The organism is Bacillus sp. PSXD-155 (genome assembly GCF_049310765.1).
GTDB classification, from domain to species: domain Bacteria; phylum Bacillota; class Bacilli; order Bacillales; family Bacillaceae_G; genus Bacillus_A; species Bacillus_A cereus.
Genome location: NZ_JBMOWC010000007.1, coordinates 82,811 through 107,382, shown reverse-complemented (window position 1 = coordinate 107,382; position 24,572 = coordinate 82,811). Strand labels below are relative to the sequence as shown.

Here is a 24,572-nt window from a genome sequence, read left to right as displayed (position 1 = left end):
CTTTCCTCTTTTTTTGATAAACTTTTACAAAATATTTAACCGATGACCTGTTTTCTCTATTCTTTCAGCAGAAATGAAACGATTTTTATCAAAATTTAATTGATACACATCAGGCATATGAAGTGTTTTCCAAAACTCAAGATCATATTTCGAATTAAAATAATTCATGAGTAATACCATAATATTTCCATGCGTACCTATTACAATCTTCTTACCTTCATATTGTTTTAATATATTTTGCATACATATTACAGCACGCCTTTGTGCGACATCATTCGATTCTCCGCCTTCGTATGCAAAACTCCAATCTTCCCACACATTCTGCATAGCATCATTAAAATTTGATACCAGCTCTGTGCTCAATAATCTTTCACGCAAATCTTCTTCTGTTTGTATTGATAATTTATATGTATTCGCAATTCCTTGTACAGTTTGGATTGCTCTTTTGTACGGACTAGAAATAACAACATCAACATGTTTATCTTTTAATAAATGCGTTACATTCTCTGCATCACAGTGCCCTTTTTCAGATAAAGGTCGTTCCCGTTCTTCTTTTGTATATGTAGAATGGGCATGGCGAACGAAATATATTGTTGTCATTTTTCAACCTCCTTTCTTATTTTCAATCTATATTCAATAATATGATTGGAAAATCCTGTATTAAAAAAGAGCGCTTTTCATAATCGCCTTTTGTTTACATAATAAAATTATTTCATTATAATTTATTTCTGAATTCCTCACTTATGACAATATCTCGAATAAAGTAATCCATATTACTTAGAAGTTTTTCAAATGCTTTTTCACTCAAATTGTTCATCATAAAGACAATCTCAATCTTATTCCCTTTTTTATCAGTACCATAGAAACTATTTGTTAATACAAATGCCGTAGAACCACCTTTCTGTCCAGCAAATTCGAACATACCCTCTCCTACGGTTCCTTTAAATATATTCTCAATCTCACCTTGCATTTGTGGTGTAAAATAATTTCTGCTATTTATCTTTTCCAGTAAACTCATGTAATCCTTCGCATTTGCACCTATAAACCGATCTGACCAAATACGCTGAAAGTCCATATCGGCTTTTAACGATATCTCGCGTTTTGTCCATTCTTTCTCGTCTTTCATCCATTCATGTATTTGCCATACATGCTTAACATATTCATCATTAGACATATTACGTAGCTTGTCCAATGCTTTATTTTGAGGAATATGCAGTTCTTTTTCAACATAGCCCCTCATATATAATGCCCCTGTATACGTTGGATAAAATTCATCGTGACTATTTAAGCCTAACTCTTTCAAACTTTCATTTATCCGCGCTGCTCCAAGCTTGTCCAATAAATATGATGCATTCGCATTCGAACTATAATGGATCATTCCTTTCACTACTTCTTCTAAAGAAGTTTGACCACCCTTCACTAACTCTTTAACTTTTACATCATCTAGCCATGCAGGGTGTGCACCACCATCAGTATTTTTCACATAGTATTTTTCTAATTCTTTCAATGAAATTTGCTCGTCTTTTCTTATTTTCCCTTCAGCTACTTGCTTAGCATATTCAATTGCTATAACGATTTTCGACATACTTGCTAGCGGTAGTTTTTCTTTTTCATTTATTGATGTCAATGTTTCACCATTTCTTTTAACAATTAAAGAAGTTGTTTTATCATCCTTATGTTCTTTTATGTAATTTAGCACATAATTAGAGTCTTCTTTGGAATTGACATATTCCTTCACTGAAAAGAAAGCTATACAGCCTACTATAGTAATTCCAGCTATAATTCCAACAACTTTTAATCCCCTCATGATACTCCCCCTAAAATAAACATATTATATATTATACTAAATAAATTTCCCTTTTTAAGTAATAATTAGATTATTTATACAAAACACTTCTTTTTTTAAACAACAAAAAAACATGCCTTCATTAGGAAAGCATGTTTTGTGATATTCTTCACATTGTTTAGTTGAAAAATTTTACTTACCATGATGTAACATTAAATCACTAAGTTCTTCTTCAATGTGATTTAATTTCGCAACGCCTTCTTTCCATTTATGAATATAACGTGAAACCCCAACAAAAAACAAAACAATAATTGTGGAAAGAATAATACCATATACGATTGCTACAGTACTCATAGTTACACTTCCTTATAATTAGTAATGTGATTATTAGTTATATTTTTATTATAAACCTTTTTCTTTCAAAATACTTCAATTTCAACTTTTTGTAACAAAATTGATTTTTCTAACATTTCGTTCGTAAAAATGGCATATTTTTCACAAATTATACAAAACTTCACCATATGTACTATTACCATATGAGTTATATTATTAAATAGAATAAAGGGGATGATTACTATGACGACTTGGTTTATTGTAATGTTAGTTGTATTTGGAGCATTTAAAATTATCGTTTCTAGCCTTCCTAACACTGTTATTGAATCCATTATTAGCAAGTACGAAACACATCCACAACTTGAAGAAGAGAATGTGACTATTACAATTCACGGAAATAACGTAGAAGGCGAACAGAAATCAAAAATTATTCATGATTTTAACGAAGGTTTATTTTTAGATCGCTATTATGCACCACCCCATAATGAAGGCACTCCTTTAATTATCCATGCAAAACGTGGTAAAAAAGATTTCACATTTTATATTTACAGTCATGAAGAGCATGTTGATGTTGTAAAACAATATAAAAAGAAGGTAGTTGCTTATAGTTTACGCTCTAAAAATCTTCAAAATAGTGATATGTTCGTGTCAGCTGATTTAGCTTAATACTCATATATTAGAAAAAGGAATCCACGAAATATGGATTCCTTTTTTCTCATTTACTGAAAAATAAGCTCTGTCTTTAAACTATCTTTCGGTAACAACCAGCCTTTTTTCTCTAAACCCGCCATTAATAATTCCCTTTGTTTTGTCGCAATACTTTCTTCATTTGTTTTAAATGACACTTCTATTACGAAGTCATCTTCTAATTTCCCAGTATTACTTAATGGCCAAATTTCAATATTTGCTTTTATGTTTTCAAACTCTCCTGTATATCGCTTCATTAATACAGGACCGTAAATACGGGAATTCTTTAACATCTCTTCTCCCCAATTTGTATACAACCATTTGTTCATTTTCCCTGGTAATTTTTCTATTAACATGTTTTGAGCAGCTTGTTCATTTGGTAAATCAAGTATCCCATATCCTTTAGCACTGTAGCTTTTCTTATTTGAAATGCTTAATGTTTTCTTCTCAAATCCCCAATCTATTTCCGCCTCATAACTATCCGTATTACTATCGAATCCTTCTTTTTTAGCTACTTCTAGTGCATCTTGAATTACACCATTTTGAATAGGATATCTTTTTTTATATGTTAGTTCAAAATCTTTACTAAATTCTTTCTTTCGAATTCTAGCAAACCAACCTTCATCATTTAAACTTTTATTCGCAGTATCTAAAAATTGCACTTGTATTCTTTCATATTTTGTACCAGCCTGGAAATGTTCTAGCACCTCTTGCTTCATCTCTTTGTTATAACCTAATACTTGTTCTGGCTTTAATAATAACTTCACTTCAAAACTAGGTTTCATTGGACTAGCAGTAAACCCTTCCTTAACGTTATAAAGGAAACAACAAAAGAAAATGCTTACGAATACAAATACTTTTTTCATATACCTATCCCCTTTGTATTTTAAATGACTTCTATACGTTCCATTGCAAGTGAATATACATTTTCATATCCTGCTGTACTTAGCTTTTGTTGTAATCGATCTGTATCCTCTTTCAAAGCGTGTACTAGCACCGTATGTTCTGGTAATAATGTATTTAACATCTCTTTAACGTCTCTTATACTTTGGTGAACTTTATACGGAACTCGCTTCACCCTACATGTACTCCTTACAGGTTCTTTCATAACTCTTTCTGCAAAACTCCCTTTCGCAATATGCCCAGTAAAAATAACGGAATTACGTTTTTCATTCCGAAGCTGTTCATAGCATAACTGTGCTCGTTTCGTTTGCATATTCGCATCACTCATTACAACTATTCCGTAACTATTTTGCATACTAATGTCATTATCCATCACTATTATGTTTCTTTTTAAACTCTCCATAATCCATTTAAATTCTTCATTATTTTTTATCCAATCTTTATATACGAACATCTCTTCAAATCCAGCCAAAATTTCTTTATCTACTATAAGCGGAAATTCTTTATATCGTTCATATAAATACAATACTATATCTTGCGCCCTACCAAGTTGTGGCAGCGGTAATAATGCTATTCCTTTATTTTGCATAACTCGTTCAATTTCTGCACATAGTTCGTTTACACGTTCATTTTGCGAAACATCATCTGTGTGATAAGCGGCATCCACAATTGCGACTTTTATATTGTGGCCCAATTTCTCAGGTAAATTAGCTCGTAGTATATTAGACTCTGCTGAATAGTCGCCTGAATAAAATACGTATGTATTATACATATCAACTAAAAACCAAACAGCTCCCAATACATGCCCACTATATCCCCATTGAAACCGCAATGTAGGAGTAATTTGTACCCATTCATTTGGATTGCTAATCTCATCAATACATACATAATTTAAATCTTTTATGTGTTGGTCGCTATAAGGTAAATCCCACCCTTGCATCACATTATAGTTTCTCCATTTTTCATAATATAACGGCAGTTGCTCCTTCGTATAACGAGTCGTCCAAATTTTTTTCTTATAGCCATACTTCGCTAATAAAGGTAAACCCATCGTATGATCTTCATGAATATGTGATAAAAATACCGCATCTAGAAATGGAACAGCTTCTCTCTCTATTTTTGGATAACTATCCTCATAAGATCGATTAATACCACAATCAAATACTATTTTCGTCTCTTTATTTTTTACAAAATAGCAGGAGCGACCGTACTCTCCAGCTCCTCCCCATACTTCTACCCTCATCATGCTACCCCTTTTCGTTTTTGCTCCATATGTTGCAGCAGTAATAAGCACATTGTTGTAAGTCCAACAGAAACAACGGCCATCGCCATGCCTATAGATACTTCACCCTGTTCAAATTGAGCAAAAATAAACGTTGCTGACGTTTCTACTGATGGAGGTAATACGAGAAGCGATGCTACTAACTCTCTTATCGAAATTGTAAATGTCATCGCCCATCCAGCAAGAATGCCTGGGATAATAAGAGGCATTATTATTTTTCTAAAAATATAAATATAATTTCCAGAAAAAACACTTCCTGCCTGCATGAGAGAATCATCAATTTGTCCGAGTGATGATTTTACATATTGCACCGTGTAAGGTAAAAACAGAACAACATACGTTACGATAACCATGATTGGTGTATTGTAAATTGACATAGGCATATATGGTGAATTCCAAAATAGAATAAGACCTACAACCATAACGATTCCTGGTACCATATTCGGTAACATACCGCACATATCAAGCCATTTTTCAGAGGTTTTTTTCCCCTTTCGAATCATAAGTGCCAAAAAGACTCCAATCATTACCGCGATAATCGCTGTTACGAGTGAAAAAAGAAAACTATTCCATAAAGCCTCTAATCCCGGAGATCCTATTGTAAACAATGCCTCATAATGGCTTGTTGTAAAGTTATTTACATGTAAACCGCCGCCTCTTAATTTTGACAAAGAAGCAATAAGTATAGAAAAGTATGGAATTCCAATTGATACTATTAATAAACCAATTACATACATCCATGCTACAACGCGCGTAAATATAGACAAAGTATATCTTTTAGATTTCACACCTTTTCCACTAACCATTGCATATGAATACTTTCGATTCAATACATTTTGCATATACCAAATAAGCATACAAGCACTAAGTAATAAAGAAGATAATGCTGTTGCACTACTAAAATCAATTGGCCAACTCGAAATAAATTTATGGATTTCTGATGTTAACACGTGGAATCCTATTCTACGTCCGAATGTAGCCGGTGTTCCAAATTCAGCAATCGTCTTTACGAAAATGAGTAAAGCACCCATTACATAACTTGATACTAATAACGGCAATATTATTTTTCTTAAACGATAGAAAAAACTTCCGCCATGAACTGCTGCAGCTTCTTCTTTACTACTCCCAATCTGAAGTAACGTGTTTTTCAGCATGAAATACAGGAATGGGAATAAATGCAGACTCATAATTAAGACCATACCTCCTAAACTAAAAAACAATGATGAAACTGTCTTTAGCATCGGAAAAAATTGTTCAAAATAGCCGTTAGGTTGCATGAACAAAATCCAGCCCATTGATCCAATATACGGCGGTGTCATAAATGGAATCATAAAAACAATATCTAACTTACTATACTTTCCTACATCTGTTTTGCTCATAATAAACGCCAATGGAAATGCAAATATTGTAGCTCCTATTACAACGAGTACACCTAGAAGCAGCGAATTCAGAAAAATCCCAGCTAATCCACCACTCTGCATCACTTCAAAAGGCTTTAAAAAGTTCCAACTGCTATTTTCATATATACTAGAAAATAAAATAAGAAAAAGGGGAATGACGATTAACATCGCCACAAGCAATAACGCTACCGTCATTCCAACTTGTCTTACTGATACGAATCGATTTACCATGGAATCACCATCTTATTGAAATACTTTCTTAAATTGTTTTCCTATTTCATCTTGCTCTTTCTCAACTGTTTTCCAATCAATATTTAATACTGGAATCTCTTCTACATTTGGTCTATTTTCAGCTTTTATATCTGTTCTACCAGGCAATAAATACGCTTTAGAAACTTGTTTTTGTACATCATCGGATAATAAATAATCAATAAACTCTTTTGCGCCTTCTACATTTTTACTATCCTTCATAATTCCCGCTGCGCGTGGACTAATAACTGTTCCGCTTTTTGGATATACGATATCAACAGGTTCACCCTTTGCTTTTGCGCTGTACGTCATATAATCAACACCCGCAATTACCATATCTTTCGCACCTGTTACAACTGGGTCTAACGCTTCCTGATTTGCTCCTGCTACTGTAACTTCATTTTTCTTAAGTTGTTCAAATAAATTCCATCCATCTTTTCCATTCTTTTTCACATATCCAGTTACAAAGTCTAAAGCTGAACCTGAAAGTGCTGGATCTGGAAGATTCACTTTTCCTTTCCATTCCCCTTTCGTTATATCGCTCCAATCTTCAGGCGCTGTCTTCACATTTTTTGTATTGTACACAATCCCTAATGCTGAAGCACTATACCCGAAATAATGTCCTTTATCATCTGACCATTCAGAACGCAGCTTATCAGCTTGTTTCGCTTCTTTATAAGCTAACGTTTGACCCTCTTTCTTTAATCCTTCCATCGCTGGTAATGATGCAAGTACGACTACATCAACGACTGGATTTTTCTTTTCAGCTTCCATTCTCGCTAAAATTTTACCAGTTGTCCCTTGAAACATTTCCACCTTTATACCAGTTTTCTTTTCAAAGTCTTTTTGAATTTTTTCTGCTAACCCTTTTGGCCCTGCACTATATACAACAATTTTCTTTTCAGTCGTATTTTTACTTTTTGCATCTGCATTGCCTGTCTTTGAACTACACCCTGTTACTACAGCCGAAAATAATAAAGTACATACAAATAAAGACTTAAGCGAACTGAATTTCTTCATATGATTCTCCCCCTATATGATGAATACATTTTTTTGGCACATATAACGATACTGGTTTACCGATGCTTAATTTACTATTGTGATAAGCTGTCCATATTCCGAGTGCCCCCATGTTTACTTTTATTTCATACCGTTCTCCTGCATATGTAACGTGCTTAATTTCACCTGTATACATTTCGCACACTTCATTTTTCGTCCAGCTCACATGCTCTGGACGAACCATTTTTTTACCCTCTACAAGCCAATTCGCCTTACCAACAAATTTGGCAACAAATTCATGAGACGGTTTCACATAAATATCTTCCGGTGTTCCTTTTTGTAATACTTCTCCTTGTTTCATGACAATAATTTGGTCTGACATTGACATTGCTTCTGTTTGGTCATGAGTGACATACAGTGCAGTTAAACCAATGGAATGAACGATATCCATAAGCTCTATTCTCACTTCTTCTCGCAAAATTGCATCGAGTGCACTTAGCGGTTCATCAAACAAAATAAAATGAGGTTTTGTTACAATTGCTCTAGCGAATGCGACACGTTGTTGCTGTCCACCAGAAAGTTCGTGTGGATACCTTTTCTCCATACCTTGCAGGCGAACTCGCTTTATCGCATCTTCTACTTTTTCTCGCAATTGATTCGTTTGCTTTGTAGCTCTTAAACCAAATGCAACATTTTCAAAAACAGTCATGTGCGGCCATAAAGCAAAATCTTGAAATACCATACCGATATTCCGTTCATGAGGAGATGTCTTTATCTTTTTTGCAGCAGAATACATGCACTGGTCTCCAAAATATATTTCTCCCTTATCTGGTTCTTCAAGCCCTGCTATCATTCTAAGTAAAGTCGTTTTTCCACACCCCGAAGGTCCTAAAAGTGTAGTGAATTCCCCTTGTTTCATTACAATCTGCAACGTCTTTAACGCCTGTATTTTTCCAAATGCCTTTTCTAATCCACTAATTGTAATATCCACCGTTTCACCTCTCTCCCCTCATTCTTAACCTGCTTTCATTCTATATGGAAGATTTATACTGAATGTTAATGTACTGTAAAGATTAAATTAAAAAACTTCTAATAAACTATTTATTTCTATAGATTTTTTCTATAGTTAAAATAAAAAAGGCGGCAATTCATAATGAATCTCTTAAAATTAGAAATTGTAGTACTTATTAAGAAATACAAAAAGCTTACAATCGTTGCAGAAAAACTTGGCGTTAAACAACCAACTATTACATTTCATATAAAAAGCTTAGAAGAAGAACTCGGTGTATCTCTATTCGAATTACGTTCTGGAAGGTATTTCTTAACAGAGGCTGGTGAGGCTTTGCACCATTATGCTTGTAAAATAGATGCACTTATGAAAGAAGCTAGACGTGTCACGCAAGAGTTTAAAGATTTTCATAAAGGTGCTATAACAATCGGCGCTAGTTATGTACCAGCGACTTATCTTTTGCCAGAAGTCGTTCATCAATTTCAATGTGAATTTCCCAATATAAAAATAACGCTACTAGTGAAAACAGCCCCTGAAATTCGAATGATGCTACAAAATCACGAAATCGATCTTGGGATAATTTCCGCTGCTCCATTTGATGAACCACTTTTAAAACAAACGAATATAATGCCCGATACACTTGTTCTTGCCTTTTCCAAAGAACATCATTTTTCAAAGAAAGACAATGTATCGTTACAAAATATCGAAAAGGAACGCATACTATTGCATCGTAATCCATCTACAACGAGAGATTTACTTACACAATGGACGTTGGCGCACAACATTACATTCCAATCTGAAATTGAATTAGACTCATTAGAAACGATGAAACAAATTTTAAAATATGGTAATGGAATTGCCTTTATTTCTAAACTTGCTATCGAGCAAGAAATACAACGAAATGAGCTATGCTATATACCAATCCCTGAATTTGAATTTCAGCGTAACATTTATACGATTCATCATGAGGACAGATGGAATTCTAAAATCATTTCTTTTTTACTACAGAGCATCACTTCATTTGCAACAAAAAATTAAAAGGCTGTCGTTATGCACGACAGCCTTTTAAACTATAAATCTATTTATTTTTCTTTGCCTCAATTTTTGCTTGCGCCTCTTCAGCCTTATCTAATGCTTCTGATACTTTCTTCTCTTTTTCTTTCACTTCATCTATACTATCGACAGCTTTAATAATTTTATCGATTCCTTCTTCTTCTACCTTTCTACGCTTTGCCACTCTTTCATTTACTTTCTCTTCCACATCTTTTGCTTTTTGAAGCATATTCTCTGCATTTGATGTTACAGCTTTTTCAAGTTCATCATCTTTTTTCTTTTGTAACACTTCATTTGCAATGTCTTTCGCTTCTAAATACTTACCGTCTTTTAATGCTGTTGCTCCGTGATCCATTCTCTCAGCAACTTCTTTATATGATTTCGCTTCATTTCCTGATTTCTCTTTTTCTGCTTTTTCGAACCACATTGTTGCATCACTATACTTTTCATCTTTCAATGATTGCATACCTGTTTCAATATATGTGTCATAATTGCTACATCCAGCCATTACGACTAATAGAAAAAGCATAACAAAACTTAATTTTTTCATGCTGTTGTCTCCTTTTCTTTGCAAGCTCACTTTACTTTAACATACATGAAAAAGAGTTTCAAAAACTAAAATACTAATTTAGTCATTTTTATAATGATAAGTCAAATTTTTATTATTTTCTTATTTTTAAGCGGACACATCTACTTGTTTTTTCGCCATATGTTGCTTTACTCCAACTAATACAACTAACAATAACCCTCCACCTATTGTCATCATAACAATGCTAGTTGGCAACATATCTAATAGTAGTCCATATACAATCATACCAAGCGGTGCGATTGCAGTCGCAATTGTTTCAAGTAGGCCAAACACACGCCCTAGGTAGCTCGGATCTGTCGTTTTTTGCATATGTACTTGCATTGGAATGTTTACAATCATAATTGCTATACCAGTTAACATCATAAAAGCAATATAGTAAATAAAACTTGCTACTTTTGGAATGACAACTAACAACGGAAAGACTGTACATAAACTTAAACCTGCAAACAAAAACAGTCCAGTATAAATAGAACGAAACGGATTATTCACTTCTTTACGCACTGATAAAGCAATCGCTCCCATTAGCATCCCGACTGCTAACATTCCCTCTACAGTACCGAGTTGCCTTGAAGATAAATGCAATGTATGGACGATAATGTACGGAAGTGCAACTGTTAGACCACACGCAAAAAAGTTTACCCACAATGCTATTTTCATTAAACCATATATTTCACGTTGTCTTTTTACATATAAAAAACCTTCTTTTATACTCGTCAAGAAATGCTCTGTACTTTCAGCCACTTCTTTTTTATATAAATCAAATACGATAAATAATTGCAAAATAACCGCTAAAAAGAACGTAATGCTATTTAATAGGAAAAACGATTTAATTGAAAAGAAACCATATACAACTCCGCCAATAATCGGTCCTAAAATATTTGATAAAGAAGCTGCCGTTTGATTTAAAGCACTCGCTTTTTGAATACGTCCTTCATCTACTAAACTCGGAATAGACGAAGTTAATGCAACAGAATAAAAACTTGCACAAATTGATAATAATGCTGCTGAAATATAAATAAAAAGAAGTGATGGCCCAAATATAGTAGCAAGAATAAACATACTAAGCATCGTTAAACTACTTAATAAATCAGTACCAATGACAAGCCATTTTCGATTCACACGGTCTGCTACAGCACCAGCAATTGGGCCACAGATCATCCTTGGAAGTGATCCGCAAACGAGCGTAATTGCAAACCCCATCCCTGAACCAGTAGTCTTTAATACATATAACCCCATTGCGAACGTATAAATACCTGCGCCTAATAAAGACGTCATTTTTCCAATCATCATTAAAATGATATTTCTAGTTGCAATCTTCATTCTTGAATCATGTTGTCCTATACTTATATCTCCCATTTTTGACTCTCTCCCCTTAAAAGTTAAATTGTGTTAAACTTATTATATAATCAACTTTCCAATTTTCACAATAAAAAGTTAAATACAATTAAACTTTTTGAATATAAAGGAGCAATAATATGGCAACTCTCGGTGAAAAAATCAAAGCATTACGAAAAGAAAAAAAGCTTACGCAAACAGCACTGGCAGGTTCGGAACTCACAAAAAGTATGCTTAGTCAAATTGAAAATGGAAAAGCTACACCTTCTATGAAAACATTGCAATATATCGCTGAAAAACTTGGATGTGAAACAAGTTTTTTACTAGAAGAAGATGATATAGAAATGGCAGAACTCATTACAAAAATGGAGCAACTCATAAAGAAAAATAAATGTGATGAAGTATATGAAGCTCTACTACCGATTGTTCAAAAAGAACTACCTTCTACTTTAAATACAGCTCGTTTATACAAACAATTTATAACTGCTGCGGCGATTATGAAAGATTACAGCATTGAATCTTACGTAGAAAAAGCTGTTTCTATTTTTGAAAAATATAAGTTATACCGCGACAGTACAGAAACAAAATTAAAATTATCTTTTGCGATATTCACACGTAAAGAATATGATGAATGTTTACAACTTATAGCTAGTATTAGAAATGATTATGAAGAGAAACATTTAGAAATGGATCTCATTATACATATCGAGTTATGTTTATATGAAGCCATCATTTTACTAGCATGTGGCGATTATGAAAAATGTGAAAAAACGATATTAGAGGCACTCGCGTTTTCAAAAAAGCATCAAGTGTATTTTAAAACAGACGAATTTTACCGTATTTTATCTTACCAAAAAGTCATTACAGCTGATAAAGAACAATATTTATATTACATAAAAAAATCTGAGCAATTTGCCATCTTTACAGAAGATACTTTATCCGCTGCGATTGTTGATCTTTTAAAGGCTTACTACTACAACACAATTACGAATGAATATACAATTGCATTAGAACATCTAGAACAATTTCGAGAAAAACTAAAAGATGAACCAATTTTTCAAGACGACGGATTGTATTATCTTGAAAAAGGAAAAGCTTTATACGGATTAAAACGTTACGAGGAAGCTTTACAAGCATTGCAACGTGGTATTATACCGGATTATATGAACCATCCACTTGATCAAGCGTGGCTTACAACAGCAGGTGCATATCGTGCACTTTGTTACGTCAGACTAAATGATAAAACAAGAGCTCTTGAAGAAGCAACAAAAGCAAATCAAATTATACAATCTTATCCGGATTCTATTTTCTCTGCATTTATTAAAGAAACATTACAAATAATACAAAAACTTTAAGAACGTCTCAAAATGGTATATTATTCCTCTATTTTTGCAAAGATAATAATGATGGGAGGAATATAAATGAATATACAACGTGCAAAAGAGCTTTCCGAGTCATCTGAAGAAGCCAATGTCAGTTTCCAAGGCATGCCTGTTATGATTCAACACGTCGACGAAAGCAACGAAACCGCCCGCATATATGAAGTAACAAATCCAAAACGCGAATTAACAGTTCCAGTTAATAGTTTAGAGGAAATATAAGAAACGCCACTTCAATTTTTTGGAGTGGCGTTTTTCTTACTTTAGATTATTTACTATAAATTTCTTCTACCCCTCTATTTTACATGGGATGAAAAAAATAAGAATTTTCTACTTCTTTTCTTTTTTTGACCTGCTAAAATACAAACTATGAATCAATTATTCGCACTATATATTAAGGGGGAAAGACAATGAAATCTGATTTACAAAAAAACAAACCTTATTATGCAGTTATATTCACTTCTAATTTATCAAATGATACGAAAGATTATAGTACCGTTGCCGAAACAATGGAGGAACTTGCGAAACAGCAACTTGGATTTTTAGGTGTAGAAAGTGCACGAGGTAATTCTGGACTCGGAATAACAATTTCTTATTGGGAATCACTTGATGCGATTGAAAATTGGAAAAAGAACACCTTACATAAAGAAGCGAAAAAAAGAGGTCGTGAGCAATGGTATGAAAACTTCCACCTGCGTATCTGCCTTGTTGAGAAAGAATTTAAGTTTCAAAGAGGCACAATATAACTATGAAGAAAAAAGTAGCTCTCGTTATTGTTCATGAAATATATGGTGTGAACGACCATATGCATCACGTTACCAACCACTTTACTTCATCTCATATAGACGTATTCTGTCCTAACCTTCTACAATCGCAACATGCATTTCATTATAGTGATGAAGAAAAAGCATATGAACATTTTGTAAATCATATTGGATTTGATTATGGAAAAAAGCAAATTGAAGAATTCATTTCTCATCTTTCTAGTAGTTATACACATATTGGTCTTATCGGCTTTAGCGTTGGAGCTACCGTCTCATGGCTATGTAGTAACAATCCGAAAATAGATTTTATTATCGGATGTTACGGTTCTCGTATACGCGACTATGTTCACATAAAGCCTACATGCGCTACACTACTTATATTTCCTGAAAAAGAAGCTAGTTTTTCAGTATCCTCTTTAATTCAAACATTGCAGCAACAAAATAATCCTTTATTAGAAATAAAACAACTACACGGTGAACATGGATTTCTAAATCCGTACACTAAAAAATATAACTGGCACTCTACAAAACAAGCATACCATTTAATAGATTCATTTCTTGTAAAGTGAAACTTCAATCAGTGGGGGGTGTTCATCCCCCACCTAATCTCTTTTCTTACGTTGAGTTTTAAGATGTGGGTCTTACTGCCCATGCGTGATAAGAACAATCTTATAAAGGAGACTCAAAATGACGCTGACATTACTCTTACTTGTTTTCATACTCATTGCCTTTATCTCAGCGCTAACTATCATTTTTAAAACCGTAAAAAAAGGGATATTTTTCAACCGCCCCTACTTACAATCTATTATCATTTGCATTTTATTTTTTACAAATTGGATCTTATATGTAACAACTTTTTATTCGTTACTCCCCGAGAAAGTTAGCGAGTTCATATTCCTGCCCATTTGGTTTTTCCTTTGTATTTTAGGATTTATCGCTTTTTGGCACGAATGGAGAAATAATCGTGTGTTCTCGATATGTATTGGTTTTCTTTCCTTTATTAGTTTTCTATTTGGGCTGTTGTTGTTAGTTCTTTCGGGGATGTAATAGAAGAAGGAAGAAAAGCCAACTTTCAACTTTTCTTCCTTCTATGTTTACCTTTAGTTTTCACTGTCACTGATTCACAAGGTGTATAATATATTTGAGGTGTCGCCTTATCAACAAACATCATAAACGTAACGAAACCGATAATAAAGAAAATAAACAACGTTAACAAAATTGCTCCTATCGTTAAAAGTATCATAACACCACCCCTATATTTTTCATGTTATTACACTTTTCGCTATTATATGAGCTGAATCCTTTTTAGAAAAAGAAACGTAACAAAATAATCACAACCACTCCCGTTAATACTGTACCTAATAAACTACGAGTATATATCGCTACAAGAAATGTTGGAATTGCTGCAATAAGATAATCCCACTGTATCGTCTCATGCATAAATAAAACTTGTGCTAAAAGCGCTGCTAATATCGCAATTGGTATGTAATTTAACCATTTTAAACCCCAGTCAGGAATTTGTAGTTTGCTAAACACGAGTAGAGGTAAAATACGTGGCACGAGTGTAACAGCTCCTGCTGCTAGTAAAAGTAATAATACATCTAATCTCATTTCCATCTTTCAATCACCACTCCAATCGTCGCAGCTAGTAATGTTGCGATAATAACCGCTATACTATCTGGCATAAATAGGTGTGAAACGTATGCGATAATAATCGCTACAATTGCAACACTTAAATGAATTACTAGTTTTGGTTTACTACTTATGAGCTGAAGAACAAATAATCCGATAAACATCGCTGGTAATGCATAATCCATCCCGTATGTATGTGGATCTGGTATCCACTCACCAAATAGCCCACCAATAATAGTAGCAAGTATCCAATTTAAATACGCTGTTACATTAAGCCCAATCATCCATCTTTCACCTAAATATCCTTTTTGCGCTGCATGCTGCATTGCAACGCCGAAAGTTTCATCTGTAATTTGCGAACCGATAATGACATTTTTTAATAGAGGTAGTTTCGTAAAGTACGGTGCGAGGGCAGCACTCATTAATAAATGGCGTAAATTAACAAAAAATACAGTAAAAATAATTGCGGAAGCAGGAGCACCGGCTGCATACATACCAGCTAATATAAATTGGGCAGAACCTGCATAAATTAAAGTGGACATAAATGCAATTTCAATGATAGAAAAACCTGCTGTTTTTGCAATTACACCAGCTGCTATACCGATGCTCAAATAACCAAATACAGTTGGTAAACAATCTTTTACTCCTTGCTGAAATGTATCATCGCTCTGCAAAGCTACATGTGCCTCAGCTTTACTCATCCTTATCATCCTCCATTCCTTCTAAAGTTCGTTTTCCTGTTACGACATGAACTAAATCTATATTTTCACGCCATAACGTATCTAACTTATCAGCTCCAAATTCCTTTGTGATTTCTTCAACCATAATATCGTGCCGCACATACTCTGTCGCAACGAGAACTAGCGCTGGGTCATACGTTGTAACGGCCCATGAAGTGCTATCATTTGAGAAGTTCGCAATTAATACTTCCTCTCCATCACGAGCAATAACAGTTAAATGACCACCCATTCTCTTTTCAACAACGTGGGGCGTCATATAATTATGATGAAACGTCGCTCCTATTTTTGTTTCTGGAGCTCCAAATAAGATTGAAAATATATGTACGCCTTCCTCTTTCTTTTGATGAATGTATGGCTCAATTTCATGCACTTGATCTTCCCATACAGAAATCCATAATTCTTCCTTTGCCCTATTAATTATATTGCATATTTCTTTTAAAACACGATCATTTGAGCGAATATGCGAAATTACATCTATTTGTCGCTCTTGTTCTAAACAATTTAGTTTCTCATCTAAAAATTCAAAGGATTTTTCAAAGTCTTTTCGCATTCGATTCATTAATTCGGTAGCTGGTACTGGTACATATTTAACTGGTTCAGAAGGTACAATATGCACCGCTCCTTTATCCATTAACTTACCGAGTACCTCGTAAATCATAGAACGAGGTACTCCTGTTTGTTTACTCACTTCATAGCCTGTTACTGGGGAGTGTTTTAACAATCCAATATACGCTTTACATTCATACTGGGAAAATCCTAACTTTTGTAATTCCTTTATAATTTCATCCATCGGTAACCCCTCACAATCTAAATCGCCCTTACTTCAAAACGACGATTTTGCTTCCCTTTACTTTTTACTTTATCAATAACAAGTGTTCCTATTTCACTCGTATTTTTCACATGTGTGCCTCCACAAGCTTGTTCGTCTAAATTTTCAATTGTAACAATGCGGATTTCTTGGATAGTAGTTGGCAGGAGATTTATTGCTGTTTTAATCATTCCTACAGCATTTTCTGCTTCTTCGCGGCTCATATAGCGAGTGGAAATTTCTTTATTTTGCTCAATAAGTTTATTCACTTCCTCAACAATTTCTTCTACTTCCACGCTCGATAACTCTTGTAACTCATTAAAATCGATACGTGCTTTATCAGGATAAATTTGGTTTCCGGTGCATAGTGCTCCATACTTTTCATAAACAACAGCTCCGATAAGATGCAGTAACGAGTGATGACGCATTAAATTATGACGTCTTTCCCAATTCATCTCTAATTTAACTGGACCTAATTTTACTTGAGCTTCATCTTTTATATAGTGAACTATTTCTCCCTGCTCCTTCTTTACTTTTTCAACTTCAAATACAGACCCATCTTGTACAATGACACCCGTATCACATTCCTGCCCTCCACCAGTTGGATAAAAAACTGTTTCTTTTAGAAATACTTTATTCCCTTCTACTTTTATCACTTCTGTTTCACAACTCGTTTTGTATGCATCTTCTAAATATAATGCCGTTGTCATACTCTCACCTCTTTAGTAGTTATAGTTATACCTACTAATATAAAAAATAACATTCATACAGTCAACTTATATTTCAGAATTTTTAATTTTAAATAAAAAAAGCCTTTTATAATTAGGCTTTTTTCTACATACTATTATTTATTTTAACTGTAAAGTATTTAATATGTTCCCCGCCAAATGCTCCTGTAAAGTACAACCTGTATACTCTTCCCTAAATACACCCGCCTTCACAAATAAAGGAATGACTTCACTAAAGAATAGATCTAGTGACTTTGGAGGTCCTCCTGGAATAGCAATAAATCCATCTAACGCCCCTGCCTCAAACCTATCCATAATTTGCTTCGCAACGTCTTTTGGTGTACCAACTGCAACCCAATGAGCCGATCCAACAACTTCTGGTCGTTCTAATATTTGTTCAACTGTTGGTTCATTTTTAATAATGAAGTTCCGTAATAACTCGGCATGAGTTTTACTGCGAACAGTTTGATCCCGACTTGGCAGCATCTCTTCTGTAATTTTACTTTCTTGCGGAATCCCTCTCGCATCTAATCCGAGAACCATTTCAAGTAACGCATATCTCTTCTCTTTTGTGAGATGTTGATGAGCTTGCCTATGCATTTCTAACGCTTCTTCATATGTATCACCTATAAAGAAATATAATCCAGGTAATACGCGTATAGCATCTTGCTTTCGGCCATGTTTTTCTGCTCTTCTTCTTAAATCTTGACGAAGTTCAATACCTGACTCTACATCTGGCGTTGCAGCAAAAATTGCATCAGCAACAGAAGCAGCAAAATTCCGACCAGACTCTGAAGCACCGGCTTGAAATAATGGCATTTCTCCTGATATATGCTGCGGAATATTAAGTGGACCTTTTACCTCAAAATATTCACCGCTATGTTCAATTGGTTTAGCCATCTCTCTAATAACTTCAGTGTTATCTATTTTCAACACTTCATAAGGATGGCTCCTCCAAAGTTTTCTTACTAACTCTGTACATTCTGCCGCTTTCGCGTATCGTTCCTCAGATGATGGCATCTCTTCCTCACCAAAGTTTTCAGCACCGTCAATGGATGTAACAATATTCCACCCTACTCGGCCGTTACTAATCCAGTGTAACGATTGTAATTGCCTTGCTAATATATATGGTGGATAAAACGAAGTTGAAGCAGTTGTAACGACTCCAATTTTTTCTGTCGCATAAGCAATAGCAGTAAACAGTAACGTCGGGTCTAAAATGACATTCCCTTTATTACGAGCAATTAAATCTGGGTGCGCCACTAAATAATCGGCTTTAAAAACAAAATCTAACTTAGCCTTTTCTGCCTGTAGTGCCAACTCTACTTGTTCATCAATTCCGGAATTAAACTCATTCTCTTGTTCTTTCTTTCTAGAAATTAAACATAATCCAATGCAAAGTTGATTCTTTGTAGACATATATACACCATCCCCTTGTTTTTAATTCACTTAGTTAAACAAATATTGCTGTCATTATGAAATTCTATTCTTATGAAAATAGATAAAATGATATTGATAATCATTATCATTTTATGATGTAACTGTAATAAAAGCAATAACAAAAAAGACTCCCACTTTTGGAAGTCCTTTATCTCAATATTTCATTCGCTTCTTTTTCATAAATTTTATCAAATGACGTCATAACGCGCTGTGATGCTTGAATCATCTTTTGATCTGTCATAAGATCGGCCATCTCTTTCGTCATATCTACATTTGAATTTTCTAGCATATGATTTTTTACTATTCCTGTTCCGTTCGGTAAATTAGCGATGTTTCCTTCTGCTAGTGTAAAGCTTTTATTTTCACGTTGCACGAGACGAGCATTCGTTTCTGCATCTACTGTTTTTGTTTGTAACTGTGCAATTACTATTCTCTTAATATCTGGGTCTTGCAAAGTTCCGTCGTTAACTTCTCTATAAATTTCTCCATTATTAGATACGAAGAACTCAACATTTTCAGGAATACGAATACGCTCATTATTGACATCCATAACATAAGCACCTGAAGATGTTTGTAAATAACGATCACTATTTAATGTGAAACTACCATCTCTCGTTAAAAACGTTTCATCATTTTTAGAAGTAACGAAAAATGATGTTGTGCCGGCTGCGCCGTCATCTAAAAAGAAATCTGTAGCGCTATTTGTCATTTGTATATTTCCTTGTACTAAATTCACATGTGTTGCAGCTGGTACTACAGCATAATCGACCGAACCGATATTTGTTACCGCCCCATCTCCGCGGCGATATGTGTCTTGTACATCAAATACTTTAGACGTCATATTTTCTGCTTTAAATCCTGTCGTTTGAGCATTTGCAACGTTATTCGAATGAACATTAATTCGCTGCATGTAGTTCATCATACCCATAGAACCTATATAAAGACCGTTCATATTCGTTTGAATAAGGCAAGCGCCTTATTCTTCACCTCTTTTCTACGATGTTTGTAACATTTGTTTCGCTAAATGTTCAGCTGTAGCGATATGTATATTTTTCCTTATGTCTTGGCCGTCTGTCATTAATACAATAGGAGCTGATGATACTGCTGGAATTTTCAACAATTCACCACTACTTGCTGTTTCATCAAATTTTGTAAACACAATACCATCTATATGAATATCTTTAAAGTTTGTAATGATTTCAATCATATCTTTACTTTTCATCGAAGCTGATAACGTTAAACAAATATAATCTGGTTCTACTTGTCCCATCGTTTCAATCATTTCTTCCACTGTTTCTGTCGTACGATAATTTTTTCCGGCTGTATCAATTAAAATATAATCGACGCGCGCTTCTTCTTTAAAATACGTAAGCGCTCTTGTCATGGCAGCTTCATCACGCACAGCAATTACTTCCGATCCAATTGTCTTTACGTTATCTTGCAATTGCTGCACTGTCCCTATGCGTGAATGATCTGTCGTTATAAAACCAACTGTTTTGTTCTTACCGTGAAATTGCCATGCCATTTTCGCAAGCGTCGTCGTTTTACCAACACCAGTTGGACCGATTAATGCAATTGTTTGTACTTCTTTTTCAAAGACGTTTTCCGTATTGAAATGAGATTTCATATCTTCCAATATGTACCTAATAACTTCTTCTTCCGTAATCATCGTTGCATTTTCAAACTTTATTTTTAACTTTTCAGCATATGCATAAATGAAATATTGTTCTACATCGTTTTGTTCTAGCATCCGAATTACTTTTTGAATAATAAACGGTACAGATTCTTGATTTTCTTTCTTTGGAACTACTTCTTCTTTCTTTACCGGAACGACTTGTTTCACAACTTTTTTCTTTTTCGGTACTTCCGTTTCTTTCGTCTGTTTCACCACGACAATTCCTTTTTCAAACAGCTTTAATAGTTTTTCTTTTTTTCTTGCCCATTCTTCACTATTTCCTGTTTGCATTGCCGCGTATGACATAGAAGTCGTTACGTTTTCTAAATTGTGCAGTACTGATTGAATTCCATTCGCCTTCACAATTTGTTCTGAAGGATCATTCACAACATCCATTAACTGTTCATGAAATTGAGCTGTACCTTCATTCACTTCTTCCTGTTTTTCTTCTGGAAAAGCAACTAACATTTCATAATCCTTTTTCCAGAAAAACGGTATATTTCGTTTTACACTTTCATCGACAACGTAATAATAATCTGTACCATATTGGTCAAATAACTTTCGATACAATTCATTTTTCGAAGCTGCTTTTATTCGCATTAACGCTTCTTTCTTTTCTGTACTTTCCATTACTTCACCCCCTACTATTCAATATAGGCAATTTGATCCACAACAATTTCTGGTGCTAATTCGCTAATACAAAGTACTTGTGCTTCCACTTGATAACGTTCTAGCAGTCTTACAATCGCAAATCTAAAATCTTTTCTACGTGTTAATAACACTGGTTCTCTTCCCATTAAACGTGCTTGCTTAAAGACGCGTTGCACTTGCTCAACGACACGTGTTTCTAAATCTAAATCCCAGTTTAATAAGTAACCTTGATATGAATTATTCACAACATCCGCATCTAACTCAATTGAATCAGAGAAGAGCGCTGCATATATTTTTCCGTCCGGATTTTTCGCATTTTCACAAATAACTTTTGAAATACATTCACGAACAAATGATGTCACACCGTCAACGTGATTTTGATACACTTCTTTTCCGTCAATAATACCTTCAATAATTGTTGGTAAATCACGAATAGAAATACCTTCTTTTAGAAGTTGTTTAATAACATTTTGAACGAGTGATAAATCAATTTCTTTCTTCTTAATCTCTTCTAATAGAACGCCATTATCATTTTCAAGCGAGTTAATTAAGTCTTTTACATGTTGACGCTGAATTAATTCATGAAGATTACGTCTAACGACAACATCTAAATGTGTAATTAATATGCTAAGTGGCTCTAACACTTGATAGCCTTTCATTTGTGCATCTTGCACCATATGCTCTAAAATCCAATACCCATCTTCACCGAAAATCGGATCTTTCGCTGGCTCTGCATCTAAATCAGCCATTACGTTCGGTGTTTTCAATGCTAATAAATAACCTGATTTTAAAACACCCTCAGCTGCCTTCGCACCTTTAATTCGAATAATGTAACGTCCGCGTGGTCTAAAGCTCGTATTATCTTTAAAGTTAATTCCAGGAACATTAATACCGAGGTCAGTAATAATCGACTTCCTCATAAGAACAACTTTATCACGAGCTGTTTCCCCGTTAATTTTCTGCTTTACAAGTGCTGCTAAATCTAAACCGAGTTCTACAATAATCGGATATTTATCCGTAAATACTCCGAATGAATCTTCCACTTGTTGCAGTTGCTCATCTTCGCCTTGAATCATTTCTAATTCTTTTTGAAGCTCGTCTTCTTTTTCTTTCTTTATTCGATTTTTATTACGAATGCCTAAGAAAATAATCGTTCCACCAACGAGTGCGAATGGTAGAAACGGTAGCGGAGTAAAAATACCCATTGCGATAAATAAACCACCAAGTGCATATACAACGACTTCATGCGCTAATAACTCTTTAAAGATACCTTCTGTTACCGTATCAGGTGAGCCGTCAAATACACGCGTTACGATAATACCTGTTGAAATTGCAAGCATTAACGAACCGATTTGGTTTACGATTCCGTCACCGACAGTCAACTGTGTATAATGAAGAGCTGCATCTGCAAAGCTCATTCCTTGCTGCATCATTCCGACAATTAAACCGAAAATAATGTTTACGAATAAAATGACAATCCCGAAAATAACGTCCCCTTTAATGAACTTTCCGGCACCATCCATCGCCCCGTAAAACTCTGTTTCCATATTTAATTTTTTTCGTTTTGCTTGTGCATCTTTTTCTGAAATAATACGCTGGTTTAAATCAGCATCGATAGACATTTGTTTCCCTGGTAAAGAATCAAGTGTAAAACGAGCTGCTACTTCAGCTGTACGAGACGCACCGTTTGCAACGATAAACTGGAATATGATTAAAACTATAAAAATAACGATACCAATTAATAAGTTCCCGCCAATTACGAACTGGCCAAACTCTTCAATAACATGACCGGCATTTCCGTCTGTTAAAATCGCTCGCGTCGTCGAAACGTTAATCGATACGCGGAAAATCCCGATTAATAACAACATCGTCGGAAATGACTTTAATTCATCCCACTCGTTAATACTTGTCGCTCGCATATAAATAAGTACTGACATACTTAGCAGAAAAACGATAACGATATCAAGTATAAATGGTGGAAGTGGAATTAAGAGCGCCACAACGAATGACGCTGCTAAAAAGATAGAAAAATAGGTTCTTGCAGAATCTATCTTAAACAAAGAGATCTCCTCCAAACGCGCTATTATACTTCAAGTTCATTCGTCTGAATTAAATAGCGCATAACTTCAATTACAGCTACGTATAAATCTTCAGGAATTGTCTCATCTTCCTCGACTTGATAATATAAAGAACGAGCAAGCGGACGGTTTTCCACCATTGGTATTTCATGTTCACGGGCAAGCGTTCGTATATATAATGCGAGCTCATCTTCCCCTTTTGCAACGACAATAGGCGCCGCATCAACTTGTTTATTGTACCGAAGCACCACTGAAATATGCGTCGGGTTGTTCACAATAAACGTTGCACCATCCATCTTCTTCGCGATTGTCCCTTGCAAGATCGCATGCATAAAGTTTTTTCGTTTCCCCTTTACTTGCGGGTCCCCTTCATTATCTTTATGCTCCCTTTTTACTTCTTCTTTTTTCATCTTAATATCTTGTTCGTACTCCCATTTTTGATAAATGAAATCAATAATAGAAAGAACGATTAAAATAATTAAAATGGCTAAAAAGATAAATTTAATTTGGCTAATAATTTCAGTAAGTGACGCTGTCCAGTTAAATCCAATCATACTGACGATTTTCTCTAAATTCTTTTTAAAGAGAACGTACGAAACGTAACCGATTAATCCCATATAAAACAGTGATTTCAAAATATCTACTAAACTTTTACGACTAAACAATCTCGTAAAATAGTTTTTCGGATTAATACGTGACGCTTTCGGTTTAATGACTTTAGAAGAAAATAGGAAGCCGACTTGAATCATATAATTGAATAAATGAAAAGCATATACGAGTATTAATATCGGAGCCGATACTTTCAGTAATAAAATCCCCATTAAATAAAAATACTCGGTTGAATCTGTATTTTTTCCAATTTGATCAAACAGCACCGCTACGGAATTCGCAATCTCAAACCCTAGCCAATCTCCGAAAAAGTAAACGACAACTGCTAATACGAGAATGGAAAATAAATTATTTAAATCTTTACTTCGGGCAATATTCCCTTCTTCACGCGATTTTTTACGCTTCTGCGGGGTGGCCTTTTCTGTTTTATTATCCTTTGCCAT

28 protein-coding genes are annotated in these 24,572 nt (G+C 34.5%); 7 read left to right on the top strand and 21 right to left on the bottom strand.

Going from position 1 to position 24,572, the window contains the following annotated elements; genetic code table 11:
* Nucleotides 1-24: 24 nt before the first annotated feature.
* The 4 genes from ACO6VI_RS10335 to ACO6VI_RS10320 form a co-directional block, all read right to left on the bottom strand.
* Complete coding sequence (locus tag ACO6VI_RS10335; protein ID WP_063546990.1) at nt 25-600, bottom strand: histidine phosphatase family protein; 576 nt, start codon at nt 598-600, stop codon at nt 25-27.
* A 115-nt stretch (nt 601-715) separates the two neighbouring features.
* Nucleotides 716-1,807 (bottom strand): serine hydrolase, encoded by a 1,092-nt coding sequence (locus ACO6VI_RS10330; RefSeq protein WP_062922227.1) that lies wholly within the window; start codon nt 1,805-1,807, stop codon nt 716-718.
* Nucleotides 1,808-1,978: 171 nt separating this feature from the next.
* Complete coding sequence (locus tag ACO6VI_RS10325) at nt 1,979-2,140, bottom strand: hypothetical protein (RefSeq protein WP_000108701.1); 162 nt, start codon at nt 2,138-2,140, stop codon at nt 1,979-1,981.
* Between the two features lie 65 nt (nt 2,141-2,205).
* A complete protein-coding gene (locus ACO6VI_RS10320) occupies nt 2,206-2,322 on the bottom strand; it encodes a hypothetical protein (RefSeq protein ID WP_001987133.1) in 117 nt (38 codons plus the stop codon).
* Nucleotides 2,323-2,362: 40 nt separating this feature from the next.
* Between ACO6VI_RS10320 and ACO6VI_RS10315 the strand changes: the two genes are divergently transcribed.
* Complete coding sequence (locus ACO6VI_RS10315; RefSeq protein ID WP_063546988.1) at nt 2,363-2,785, top strand: YfmQ family protein; 423 nt, start codon at nt 2,363-2,365, stop codon at nt 2,783-2,785.
* A gap of 53 nt (nt 2,786-2,838) precedes the next feature.
* On the opposite strand, the gene ACO6VI_RS10310 is transcribed toward ACO6VI_RS10315, so the two are convergent.
* Genes ACO6VI_RS10310 through ACO6VI_RS10290 form a run of 5 tightly spaced genes read right to left on the bottom strand, consistent with a single transcriptional unit; the run spans nt 2,839 to nt 8,630 of the window.
* A complete protein-coding gene (locus ACO6VI_RS10310; protein ID WP_063546987.1) occupies nt 2,839-3,672 on the bottom strand; it encodes a hypothetical protein in 834 nt (277 codons plus the stop codon).
* Nucleotides 3,673-3,692: 20 nt separating this feature from the next.
* Nucleotides 3,693-4,955: an MBL fold metallo-hydrolase gene (locus tag ACO6VI_RS10305; protein WP_063546986.1), complete on the bottom strand. Its 1,263-nt coding sequence runs from the start codon at nt 4,953-4,955 to the stop codon at nt 3,693-3,695.
* A complete protein-coding gene (locus ACO6VI_RS10300; RefSeq protein ID WP_161519772.1) occupies nt 4,952-6,622 on the bottom strand; it encodes an ABC transporter permease in 1,671 nt (556 codons plus the stop codon). The genes ACO6VI_RS10305 and ACO6VI_RS10300 overlap by 4 nt, the downstream gene beginning before the upstream one ends.
* A gap of 12 nt (nt 6,623-6,634) precedes the next feature.
* Nucleotides 6,635-7,660: an ABC transporter substrate-binding protein gene (locus tag ACO6VI_RS10295; protein WP_000714686.1), complete on the bottom strand. Its 1,026-nt coding sequence runs from the start codon at nt 7,658-7,660 to the stop codon at nt 6,635-6,637.
* The gene (locus ACO6VI_RS10290) at nt 7,638-8,630 is read right to left on the bottom strand and encodes an ABC transporter ATP-binding protein (RefSeq protein WP_088020797.1); all 993 of its coding nucleotides are present in this window, start codon (nt 8,628-8,630) and stop codon (nt 7,638-7,640) included. The genes ACO6VI_RS10295 and ACO6VI_RS10290 overlap by 23 nt, the downstream gene beginning before the upstream one ends.
* 162 nt (nt 8,631-8,792) lie before the next feature.
* Between ACO6VI_RS10290 and ACO6VI_RS10285 the strand changes: the two genes are divergently transcribed.
* Nucleotides 8,793-9,686 (top strand): LysR family transcriptional regulator, encoded by an 894-nt coding sequence (locus tag ACO6VI_RS10285; protein WP_001050611.1) that lies wholly within the window; start codon nt 8,793-8,795, stop codon nt 9,684-9,686.
* A 40-nt stretch (nt 9,687-9,726) separates the two neighbouring features.
* Here the strand turns inward: ACO6VI_RS10285 and ACO6VI_RS10280 are convergent, their stop codons facing one another.
* Both ACO6VI_RS10280 and ACO6VI_RS10275 read right to left on the bottom strand, forming a co-directional pair.
* Complete coding sequence (locus tag ACO6VI_RS10280) at nt 9,727-10,251, bottom strand: DUF4398 domain-containing protein (RefSeq protein ID WP_000736442.1); 525 nt, start codon at nt 10,249-10,251, stop codon at nt 9,727-9,729.
* Nucleotides 10,252-10,377: 126 nt separating this feature from the next.
* Complete coding sequence (locus tag ACO6VI_RS10275; RefSeq protein ID WP_065228583.1) at nt 10,378-11,646, bottom strand: MFS transporter; 1,269 nt, start codon at nt 11,644-11,646, stop codon at nt 10,378-10,380.
* Between the two features lie 119 nt (nt 11,647-11,765).
* Between ACO6VI_RS10275 and ACO6VI_RS10270 the strand changes: the two genes are divergently transcribed.
* The 5 genes from ACO6VI_RS10270 (at nt 11,766) to ACO6VI_RS10250 (ending at nt 14,815) form a co-directional block, all read left to right on the top strand.
* A complete protein-coding gene (locus ACO6VI_RS10270) occupies nt 11,766-12,980 on the top strand; it encodes a helix-turn-helix domain-containing protein (RefSeq protein ID WP_088020796.1) in 1,215 nt (404 codons plus the stop codon).
* Between the two features lie 66 nt (nt 12,981-13,046).
* Nucleotides 13,047-13,226 carry an H-type small acid-soluble spore protein gene (locus ACO6VI_RS10265; protein WP_001025736.1) on the top strand — a complete coding sequence of 60 codons (180 nt, stop codon included), beginning with the start codon at nt 13,047-13,049 and terminating at the stop codon, nt 13,224-13,226.
* A 188-nt stretch (nt 13,227-13,414) separates the two neighbouring features.
* Complete coding sequence (locus tag ACO6VI_RS10260) at nt 13,415-13,750, top strand: antibiotic biosynthesis monooxygenase family protein (RefSeq protein ID WP_161519771.1); 336 nt, start codon at nt 13,415-13,417, stop codon at nt 13,748-13,750.
* Nucleotides 13,751-13,752: 2 nt separating this feature from the next.
* A complete protein-coding gene (locus ACO6VI_RS10255; protein WP_063546981.1) occupies nt 13,753-14,337 on the top strand; it encodes a dienelactone hydrolase family protein in 585 nt (194 codons plus the stop codon).
* Nucleotides 14,338-14,455: 118 nt separating this feature from the next.
* Nucleotides 14,456-14,815, top strand: coding sequence for a hypothetical protein (locus tag ACO6VI_RS10250; RefSeq protein WP_080469764.1), 360 nt, complete (start codon nt 14,456-14,458; stop codon nt 14,813-14,815).
* Nucleotides 14,816-14,840: 25 nt separating this feature from the next.
* Here ACO6VI_RS10250 and ACO6VI_RS10245 read toward each other — a convergent pair whose 3' ends face one another.
* The 10 genes from ACO6VI_RS10245 to flhB form a co-directional block, all read right to left on the bottom strand.
* On the bottom strand, nt 14,841-15,011 hold the full coding sequence (locus ACO6VI_RS10245; RefSeq protein WP_000602244.1) for a DUF3951 domain-containing protein: 171 nt from the start codon (nt 15,009-15,011) through the stop codon (nt 14,841-14,843).
* 62 nt (nt 15,012-15,073) lie between these two features.
* Nucleotides 15,074-15,385: an AzlD domain-containing protein gene (locus tag ACO6VI_RS10240; RefSeq protein ID WP_063546980.1), complete on the bottom strand. Its 312-nt coding sequence runs from the start codon at nt 15,383-15,385 to the stop codon at nt 15,074-15,076.
* Complete coding sequence (locus ACO6VI_RS10235; protein ID WP_063546979.1) at nt 15,376-16,101, bottom strand: AzlC family ABC transporter permease; 726 nt, start codon at nt 16,099-16,101, stop codon at nt 15,376-15,378. Before ACO6VI_RS10235 ends, ACO6VI_RS10240 begins: the two co-directional genes overlap by 10 nt.
* Complete coding sequence (locus ACO6VI_RS10230; RefSeq protein WP_000343355.1) at nt 16,094-16,930, bottom strand: TrmB family transcriptional regulator; 837 nt, start codon at nt 16,928-16,930, stop codon at nt 16,094-16,096. Before ACO6VI_RS10230 ends, ACO6VI_RS10235 begins: the two co-directional genes overlap by 8 nt.
* A 17-nt stretch (nt 16,931-16,947) precedes the next feature.
* Nucleotides 16,948-17,658 carry an alanyl-tRNA editing protein gene (locus ACO6VI_RS10225; RefSeq protein ID WP_097853429.1) on the bottom strand — a complete coding sequence of 237 codons (711 nt, stop codon included), beginning with the start codon at nt 17,656-17,658 and terminating at the stop codon, nt 16,948-16,950.
* A gap of 138 nt (nt 17,659-17,796) precedes the next feature.
* Complete coding sequence (locus ACO6VI_RS10220) at nt 17,797-19,095, bottom strand: NtaA/DmoA family FMN-dependent monooxygenase (protein WP_098818561.1); 1,299 nt, start codon at nt 19,093-19,095, stop codon at nt 17,797-17,799.
* Between the two features lie 169 nt (nt 19,096-19,264).
* Entirely contained in the window at nt 19,265-20,068 is an 804-nt protein-coding gene (locus ACO6VI_RS10215; RefSeq protein ID WP_029441913.1) for a flagellar basal-body rod protein FlgG, read from the bottom strand.
* Nucleotides 20,069-20,110: 42 nt separating this feature from the next.
* Nucleotides 20,111-21,421, bottom strand: a complete 1,311-nt coding sequence (flhF, locus tag ACO6VI_RS10210) for a flagellar biosynthesis protein FlhF (protein ID WP_071730842.1) — start codon at nt 21,419-21,421, stop codon at nt 20,111-20,113.
* 14 nt (nt 21,422-21,435) lie between these two features.
* Nucleotides 21,436-23,502: a flagellar biosynthesis protein FlhA gene (flhA, locus tag ACO6VI_RS10205; protein ID WP_065228578.1), complete on the bottom strand. Its 2,067-nt coding sequence runs from the start codon at nt 23,500-23,502 to the stop codon at nt 21,436-21,438.
* A gap of 23 nt (nt 23,503-23,525) precedes the next feature.
* Entirely contained in the window at nt 23,526-24,572 is a 1,047-nt protein-coding gene (flhB, locus tag ACO6VI_RS10200; protein WP_063546976.1) for a flagellar type III secretion system protein FlhB, read from the bottom strand.